The sequence below is a fragment of the Palaeococcus sp. (in: euryarchaeotes) genome (genome assembly GCF_053987695.1).
On sequence record NZ_JBMXHE010000091.1, the window covers coordinates 1 to 7418 of the forward strand.

Sequence of the window (7418 nt, forward strand, 5' to 3'; positions counted from 1 at the left end):
CATTCTTCCTCGCTATCTGCTGGACGGTTGCAGAACCGATTTCTCTTTTAAATTCCTCATAAACGGTTTTCTCAGTCTTGTTGAAGTCCACGATTTGTTCTTGGAAGTATTGTTGTCTTCTCAGGTAGTTCACTCTATTCCATGCTTTGGCTCCAGCATCGGCTAACTGGTGGAGAGTTTTCTCCTGCTCTTTTGAAGGCTGGAGTTTTACCGTTACTGCTCGTTTCATTTTAAAGTATGGTATGATTTTTAGGCTTTAAAATAGTTTTGCTTTCCTGTTTGATTGCTCGTTGGATGATTTACCGCATCCCTGCCCCGAAGCTTTCAAAAGGTAAGCCTCAACGCTCCCTATTTTGGCAGCGCTTAGAACTTTAGGAATCTCTGCTGCGGTCATAAAGCCCACGAAGTTATTTAATCCATTTTTCCGCTCAAATTCAAGGCAGTCCTTTTTATAATCGCCGTCGTAGTTTTTGTGGACGTGCATGAAGAAGAAGCCTTTAGCTTTAAACAGGCCGCCGTTGTGCGGAGCATTGCTCAGGGCGAGCATCTCCTCATCAAAGGGGTGAATATAGTGCATCTGTATTCCTCCAATTCACTGTTTGATATTCCACTCAAGGAACTCAACAGCTGATTTAGATTTTCCAGCTTCTAGTTGAAGCTAAAAATATAAAGTTTGAGGACTAAAGCTCCATCAGCCTCTCATAGAGCTCATCAACCCTCTTTGCAACATCTTCAACTGTGAAGCCTTTCTTCACCGCGAGCCATGTAGCGCCTCCAGCGCCGACTCCTTCTTTAACGTAGCCCCTCTCGTAGTCTTGGAGTCCTTTAAACCTGCTCCTTGAGAAGTCAAGCTCCGCATAATAGTAGGCAATCCCAATCTCCTTTGCAGTCTCCTTAAACGTGGAGCTCTCATCGTTGGCAACCCACTTCGTGGTTGCAATCATAAACCTGCCTAAGTCTTCGCCTAAAGCCTTTAACAAGGCAGATATTGAGAGCATTTGAGTTCCACCAGCTAAAACTACTTCACCTTTAAATCCCTGAGAAATCCCTATTACAGTTGCCATCATTGGGTCTCCAAACTCTTCCAAAGCACTAAGAGGTTCGTTAGCCAAATCCCCCTTATTTATGCCAGCTCTCTTGAAGCCTTCTTCAATCACCTGCGCCTTGAGGTTTTGAGGGTTGTCCGGTGAAGCGGATGAAGTCTTTGCTTCATAGCCAAGAGCCCATAAAATGGCTTGAGCTGTGGTCGTTCCTCCCGGTGTGGACTCCCCAATGACTATCTCCTTCAAGCCGAGCTTATTAAGCTGTTCTCCAAAGAGCATAGCTCTCTCAATGATTTCCCTCGCTTCAGGCAGGGCTTTCTCCTTTCTAAAGTCCCTCCCCACGACATCGCTTATGTGCACGTGCGGAACGAGAGGTGCTAAATAAGTTCCACCTCTAACGATAATTACTGGAAAATCAGCCAACTCCTTTGCGGCTTTAGTGATTATAGCTGGCGTTGGGTGCCCTTCGGGAGTAACTGGTATCACATCAATGATTTTAGGCTTTTCATGGAAAAGGTACTCTGCATCAGCTGGGGGCGTTAGCTTCGTTAGCTCAGGAGTTGCTCCGGCAACGCTTATTCCAGGTATTGTAGAAACCTCTGTATTGCCCAAAACTACGAGCATCATAATAAATACCACCGTTGGCGATTTTATCCAATAGATTTATATATCCTTCGCCCTTTACCATTGATGGATAAATAATCCAAGGTGGCAATATGAGAAAGGTAACCTACCTGTTTGTAGTGTTGATGATAGGTGTCATCGTCAGCGGCTGTATAAGTCAACCAGAAACCATAACTCAAACGATGACGACCACAGCTACCGAGACCATTACCTCTCGAAAGCCTCGGGGCGGGGATAGTTGAAGGTCTCGAAGAGCTTTCCCTGTTCATCCACCCCGAGGCATTTGGCTACAGCTTCCAGCCTGTGGCGTGCGAGGCTACCGGCTGAGCAATTTCCCTTTTTGAACCTTTGAGCTTTATCTTTTATTTTCACGGGGGAATGAGGATGGGAAAAGCCTTAATGATTCAAGGAACTTCCTCTGGGGCGGGGAAATCCCTCTTAGCCTTAGCTCTATGCCGAATCTTTTCAAACCTCGGATATGATGTTGTGACTTTCAAGAGCCAAAACATGAGTCTAAATTCCGCTCTAAGCATAGAGGGTGGAGAAATTAGCCGCGCCCAGTATCTACAGGCTCTGGCATGTAAAAAGAAGCCCTCCGTGAAGTTCAACCCTATCCTCCTCAAGCCGGAGGGAGGCATGAGGAGCCAAGTTGTGTTTATGGGTAAACCCATAGGCAGCGTCTCCGCCCGTAAATATATGCTCTCCAAGAAGGAGGAGCTCTTTTCAAAAGCCATGAAAGTCTTGGATGAGCTGCTGGAGAAGCACGACATCGTTGTAATCGAAGGCGCTGGCTCTCCGGTAGAGATCAACCTCAAAGATTACGACATTGCTAACATGCGTGTTGCTAAGCACGCCAACGCTAAAGTGATTCTCGTTACTGACATAGACAGGGGAGGAAGTTTTGCCTCAATAGTAGGGACTATGGAGCTCTTAAGCGAGGAGGAGCGAAAACTCGTAATGGGCTTCATTTTCAACAAATTCCGCGGTGATGCCTCTCTCCTTAAGCCCGGCTTCGACTATTTGGAGGGGAGGTATGGGAAGAAAGTTTTGGGAGTAGTTCCTTATACGGAGCACAAAATTCCAGAAGAAGATTCTCTAACAGAGTTCCCGAAGGTTAAGGGTGAGCTACACATTCAAATTGTCAAGCTCCCACACATAAGCAACTTTACAGACTTTGAGCCCCTCCACTGGGCGAACGGGATTGATTACGTGAGCAACGCTGAAGAAATTAAGGGCGATGTTATAATCGTTCCAGGGAGCAAAAATACTGTTGAAGACTTGCTCTGGATGAGAGAAAATGGAATTGAAGACGCTATACTTGAGGCACACAAAGATGGAGCTTTTGTTATAGGTGTCTGCGGCGGCTTCCAGATGCTCGGGAAAAAGATAATCGACGAGATCGAGTCTAAGAGAGGCAAAATCAATGGGGTTGGGCTCTTAGAGACTAAAACCTTCTTTGCCAGAACCAAAAGAACTAACCACCTAAAAGCACAAATTCTGTGGAAACCTCTTGGAGATATGGTCGTTGAGGGCTATGAGATTAGGATGGGACGCTCTACCTCGGAAAGACCTTTTTCGGTAATCCACGAAATCAACGGGAAGCCAGCTTTTGAGTATGATGGAGCCATCGGCGAGAGAGTTTTTGGGACTTATCTGCACGGCATCTTCCATAACTTCGGCTTTACGGAAAGGTTTTTGAACATGCTCAGGGCTGAGAAAGGTCTTGAACCCATAAGTGTAGGCAGATGGAGCCTCGAAGAAGAAATCGAGAGGTTTGCTAAACTAGTGGAGAAGAGCATCGACGTGGATTACATTTTGAGCAAGCTTGGGCTATAGAAACTTAGGCCTCAACAACTTGGCAATCCTATTTGCAAGTTCGAGCTCTTCAGGAGTATTCACATTTAAAGCTAAGAGTGGATTGGTCAGCTCAAAGAACTCTTCTCCCTCCTCGGCAACGGCGTTTAGGCCTACTATAGCATAGCCGCGATAAACAGCAGGTTTCAGACCTTTAGGAACCCTTGAGAGCGGTAAAACCCCTGTGAGGCTTAGCTTTCTCCTCTCGAGCTCTTTCATCATTAAAGCAAGGTCAGAGGCTCTAACGAAGGGTATATCGCTTGCAACGCTCACGAAGGTGCCCAACTCGCGCAAAAGCCACTGGACGTCGTGCACATATCCGTTGCCGGGTGTTTCTATGAAATGTATACCCTCCCTGAGGCACAGCTCTTTAGTCTTTGGCGTGTTCTTTGAGAGGGCAACAAGGGTTTCACCGACCTTTGAGGTCTGTTCATATACCCAGAGGAGCATCTCTCTACCTGCTATTTTCAATACCGGCTTCTCTTTACCCATGCGTGTTGATTTCCCGCCTGCGAGAATGATTATCATTGCCATCACGTCTTTTCTGATATCCTATTTCCTAAATCGTTGAGCTCCCACACGAGCCAGCCGTTTTCTGTTAACCCCTTTCTATTTTTGACTCCCTTCGCAACCAGCCCATAGATTTTTTCCCAGCCTTCCAGACCAACGAGTTCGCTCTTTCTCTCCAGATCCTTGAGGATTCCCTTTGCTTGCTTCTCGTTTAGTTCTTTCCATTTGACTTCGATGAAGAGGGCTTTTTTCTCCCTTTCATTCAAAGCTACCAGATCAATTTCCTCACCTCTACGCCACCAGCGGCCGATTTTAGTGAATTTAAACGGAAGCTCCCCCTTTTTGTTCAGCATGATGAGAAGCTGCCTTGCGGCCTTCTCAAAGACCCTGCCAAGGTAGTGGTTGTAGTCTTCCCTGATTTCAGCGATATCAAAGGTTTCCTCCTCAATCCTTGAGAGGTTTGGATAAACGTAGCGGAACCAGAAAGCTAAAAAATTGTCAGCGACATAGTAACGGCCTTTTTTGGAGGAGGGCTTTTCTGTGACAGGCACTTCCCTCACTATTAAATCCGTTTCTATAAGATTGCGCAGGTAAGGGGTTATGTCGGAATGCTTCATTCCGGTGAAATCCTTTATTTCCTTGGGCGTTGTTTTGCCGAGAGCTATGGCTTCGAGTATGCGTTTGTACGTCCTGATTTCGCTGAACTCGTAGCGGAGCAGAAAGTCAACCTCGTCCCTGAAGAAGCTTACGGGATTTGAGAGCTCTTTCTCCAGCCATTCCCAGAAGGGAAGCCTCACCCGGGCGATGTAGAATGGGATGCCATCTGTAAGTCCGTAAATTTCGACGAGCTCTTCCCACTTTGCTTGTGGAAAAAACTCTTTGAGAGTGGGGAACTCCATCGGTTTCAACTTCATTGAGCCCGTCCTCCTCCCGTAGAGTGGGCTTTTGTAGCTCAGCACTTTCTCCGTCATCACGCTGACGGAAGAGCCGAGGAGTATAAGCTTGGTTCCCGAATCCTGAAGGTCGAGGTCAACAGCCCTCTGAAACAGAGAGAGAATCTTGGGGTTTTCCTTAACCATGTTTGGAAACTCGTCTATAACAATTATCTGCCCCTTCAGGGCATGGAGCAATCCCTCCCAGTCTTCTCTTGCATATCTTACCTCGGGAAAAGCCCTCCCTGCAACCTCTCGAAAATGCCGGAGGTTGTCGCCCTCAACCGCGAGATAATATACATGTGGGAGACTTTTAATGGCCTCAAGAACGAGGCGGGTTTTTCCAACGCGCCTGCGCCCGTAGATAACTATGAGCTCGAACTTCCCGTTCATCAATCTTTCCTTTATTGCCTTAAGCTCAGCCTCTCTGTTCACAAAGTGATCCATTGTGATAATCACCATTATCATAATGACGTTTATCATTTTTAAGGGTTTTGTTAGGGTACTACAAAAGAATTGCCAGCATCAAAAGCGTTCCAGCCCTTGTTATCTCAGCTGTTGCTCCAATGCAGTCGCCGTTAATCCCTCCAAAATTATCCAGGCTGAGCTTTATGGTGTAGGCTCCAATTAAAAGCCCCAAAACCGAGAGGATGCTTTTTGGACTGTAAACTACAGCGGGAAGGAGGAGAGCCAAATAGAGCACACTCCCGGCGAGGAGCTGCTTTTTATTCATGGCTTCCATGAAGTAAGAGCCAAGGCCTTCTCCAAGGGGCTTTTTTGTTGCCAGAGCGAGGAGCATTGCATACTTGGAATTGAGCTCTGCTAAAAAGATGGCGTAGAACGGGAGGAGCTGAAGAGAATAAGTCTGGAGGAAAAGAACCATTACAACGGCAAAAACTCCCGCTATGCCTGTGTTTAAGTCTCTCATTGCCTTAATCTTCCTTTCGCGGTCGCCTTTGGTCATTACCCCATCGGCAAAATCAGCCAGACCATCAAGGTGGAGCAGCCCAATGGTGAAATACAGAAACAGAAGGGCGAGCACATTTTTTAGAGGGACGTCAAAATACAGGATTAAGGCGGGTAATGCTGATGTTATGAGTGCTAAAAGAGGAAAGGCCCACACCTCATGCCGTGCTTTTTCAAAATCCCCTTTGAGTGGAATCCTAGTCATGAATGGGATGAGGTTTTTCATATTTTCACCTCGGCTAATTAATCCAATATCAAGCAAGGCTTAAAAAGACTACCTCCAAACTGCCAACTATGAAAAAGGAACACTATAGGATGTTGCTTGTGCTTGTTTTAATCCTGACTGTTTTGTATACCCTCGGCTTAGTCGGTGTGCTTCCCTTTGCTGTCAGCTATTATATCACCATTTTCTTCGTATTCCTGTTCCTCTTCCTCCGATGGCAGAAAAGGCTCAAATAGTCTCGTCATACATCCAGCTATGAACCCCCCAACGGCATCGTCCAAAAACGGTGGGAGGTCTTTCAAAATCCCCGGCTTTTTGGTGTCATAGTAGAAGAAGTTGAAAAGCGCCATCTTCCCGCCAATGTACTCGGCTATGTCAATTCCTATGAGCTCATCCGCCACGAGGTTTACGGGGTCTCCTTCAACTTTGAAGTTCTCCTCTAAGAGTAGAGCAGCTTTTAGAAGGGCTTGGACGTTGATATCGTTTAGATAGAGGAGCATAATCTCTCTAAGCTGCCCCCTAACTTTTTCCGCATCATCTCCAATGTAAAGTTCCAAAGCGGTATCGAGCATTCTCTCAAGGGTTATGCCTTTAGCTTCGAGTTCCTCAATCATCTTCTCACCAGCCTGAACTTCAACCACCAATATCTCTCGCTCTCCTCAACTTCCAATGGCTCCAGATTAAAGCGCCCCTCAAACAGCGGACACTTCAAAACAACAGTATGAAATTCCCCAAATTCTCCGATGGGGTCTATCTCCGGGTTTGCCTCCAAGAAGAGCTCCAAATCTCCGAGGGAAGAGAATGTGTAGCCGAGCCACTCTTTTGAAAGCTTTTCCTTGTTCACGGCAATTATTGAATACTCGAAGCCAGCGTTTATTATCTCCTTCGCAAGCTCAAATGTGTTCCTCCCCCATAGCGGCTCTAAAGCTCTTGTTCCGCTCTTTTCAGCGAGCCACTCAACCCACTTTAAGTGGTCTTCGAGGAGGACATCCCCAGCTATGATGTAATCAACGTCAAGAGAGCTTATGAATTCCACTAGAGCCTCGCTTCCTTTCCCCATGCCAAAGATGAGAAGCTCTTTTCCCATCGCATCGACAAGCCTTTTGAGCTCGCTTAAGTTTTCGTAGTGCGGTGAAACCCCTATGGTGGTTTTTAGGGCTAAGAGATAGGGCACTCCAATCCCCTGCTTTTCAGCTAGATACGTGGCATAAAGCCCATCTTTGCCGCCTGAAAAGAAAGCTATACCTCTCAAAAGCTTCCCTCCAA

9 protein-coding genes and 1 pseudogene are annotated in these 7418 nt (G+C 46.5%); 1 reads left to right on the forward strand and 9 read right to left on the reverse strand.

All coding sequences use genetic code 11. The annotated features are described in order from the left end of the window. The 4 genes and pseudogenes from ACXJGZ_RS07300 to ACXJGZ_RS07315 form a co-directional block, all read right to left on the reverse strand. Window positions 1-229 (reverse strand): helix-turn-helix domain-containing protein (locus ACXJGZ_RS07300; RefSeq protein ID WP_456398848.1); only part of this gene is annotated, 229 nt, incomplete at its 3' end. Window positions 230-328: 99 nt separating this feature from the next. After that, a pseudogene (locus tag ACXJGZ_RS07305) lies at window positions 329-577 on the reverse strand (adenosylcobinamide amidohydrolase); the annotation flags it as partial. Between the two features lie 103 nt (window positions 578-680). Further along, entirely contained in the window at window positions 681-1670 is a 990-nt protein-coding gene (gene cobT, locus ACXJGZ_RS07310) for a nicotinate mononucleotide-dependent phosphoribosyltransferase CobT (protein ID WP_456398857.1), read from the reverse strand. A gap of 204 nt (window positions 1671-1874) precedes the next feature. Next, complete coding sequence (locus ACXJGZ_RS07315) at window positions 1875-2039, reverse strand: hypothetical protein (RefSeq protein ID WP_456398850.1); 165 nt, start codon at window positions 2037-2039, stop codon at window positions 1875-1877. A 12-nt stretch (window positions 2040-2051) separates the two neighbouring features. Here ACXJGZ_RS07315 and ACXJGZ_RS07320 point away from each other — a divergent pair, with 12 nt between their 5' ends. Beyond that, a complete protein-coding gene (locus ACXJGZ_RS07320) occupies window positions 2052-3503 on the forward strand; it encodes a cobyric acid synthase (RefSeq protein ID WP_456398852.1) in 1452 nt (483 codons plus the stop codon). Here the strand turns inward: ACXJGZ_RS07320 and ACXJGZ_RS07325 are convergent. The 5 genes from ACXJGZ_RS07325 to ACXJGZ_RS07345 all read right to left on the reverse strand — a co-directional run bounded on the left by ACXJGZ_RS07325 (window position 3498) and on the right by ACXJGZ_RS07345 (window position 7404). Next, window positions 3498-4049 (reverse strand): NTP transferase domain-containing protein, encoded by a 552-nt coding sequence (locus tag ACXJGZ_RS07325; RefSeq protein ID WP_456398858.1) that lies wholly within the window; start codon window positions 4047-4049, stop codon window positions 3498-3500. The genes ACXJGZ_RS07320 and ACXJGZ_RS07325 overlap by 6 nt on opposite strands. Before the next feature lie 5 nt (window positions 4050-4054). Next, window positions 4055-5410, reverse strand: a complete 1356-nt coding sequence (locus ACXJGZ_RS07330) for an ATP-binding protein (RefSeq protein ID WP_456398859.1) — start codon at window positions 5408-5410, stop codon at window positions 4055-4057. A 58-nt stretch (window positions 5411-5468) separates the two neighbouring features. Then, complete coding sequence (cobS, locus tag ACXJGZ_RS07335; protein WP_456398854.1) at window positions 5469-6155, reverse strand: adenosylcobinamide-GDP ribazoletransferase; 687 nt, start codon at window positions 6153-6155, stop codon at window positions 5469-5471. A 137-nt stretch (window positions 6156-6292) separates the two neighbouring features. After that, entirely contained in the window at window positions 6293-6766 is a 474-nt protein-coding gene (cobZ, locus tag ACXJGZ_RS07340) for an alpha-ribazole phosphatase CobZ (RefSeq protein ID WP_456398856.1), read from the reverse strand. Then, window positions 6763-7404, reverse strand: coding sequence for a PAB0415 family putative ATP pyrophosphatase (locus ACXJGZ_RS07345; protein ID WP_456398860.1), 642 nt, complete (start codon window positions 7402-7404; stop codon window positions 6763-6765). The genes cobZ and ACXJGZ_RS07345 overlap by 4 nt, the downstream gene beginning before the upstream one ends. Window positions 7405-7418: the final 14 nt, after the last annotated feature.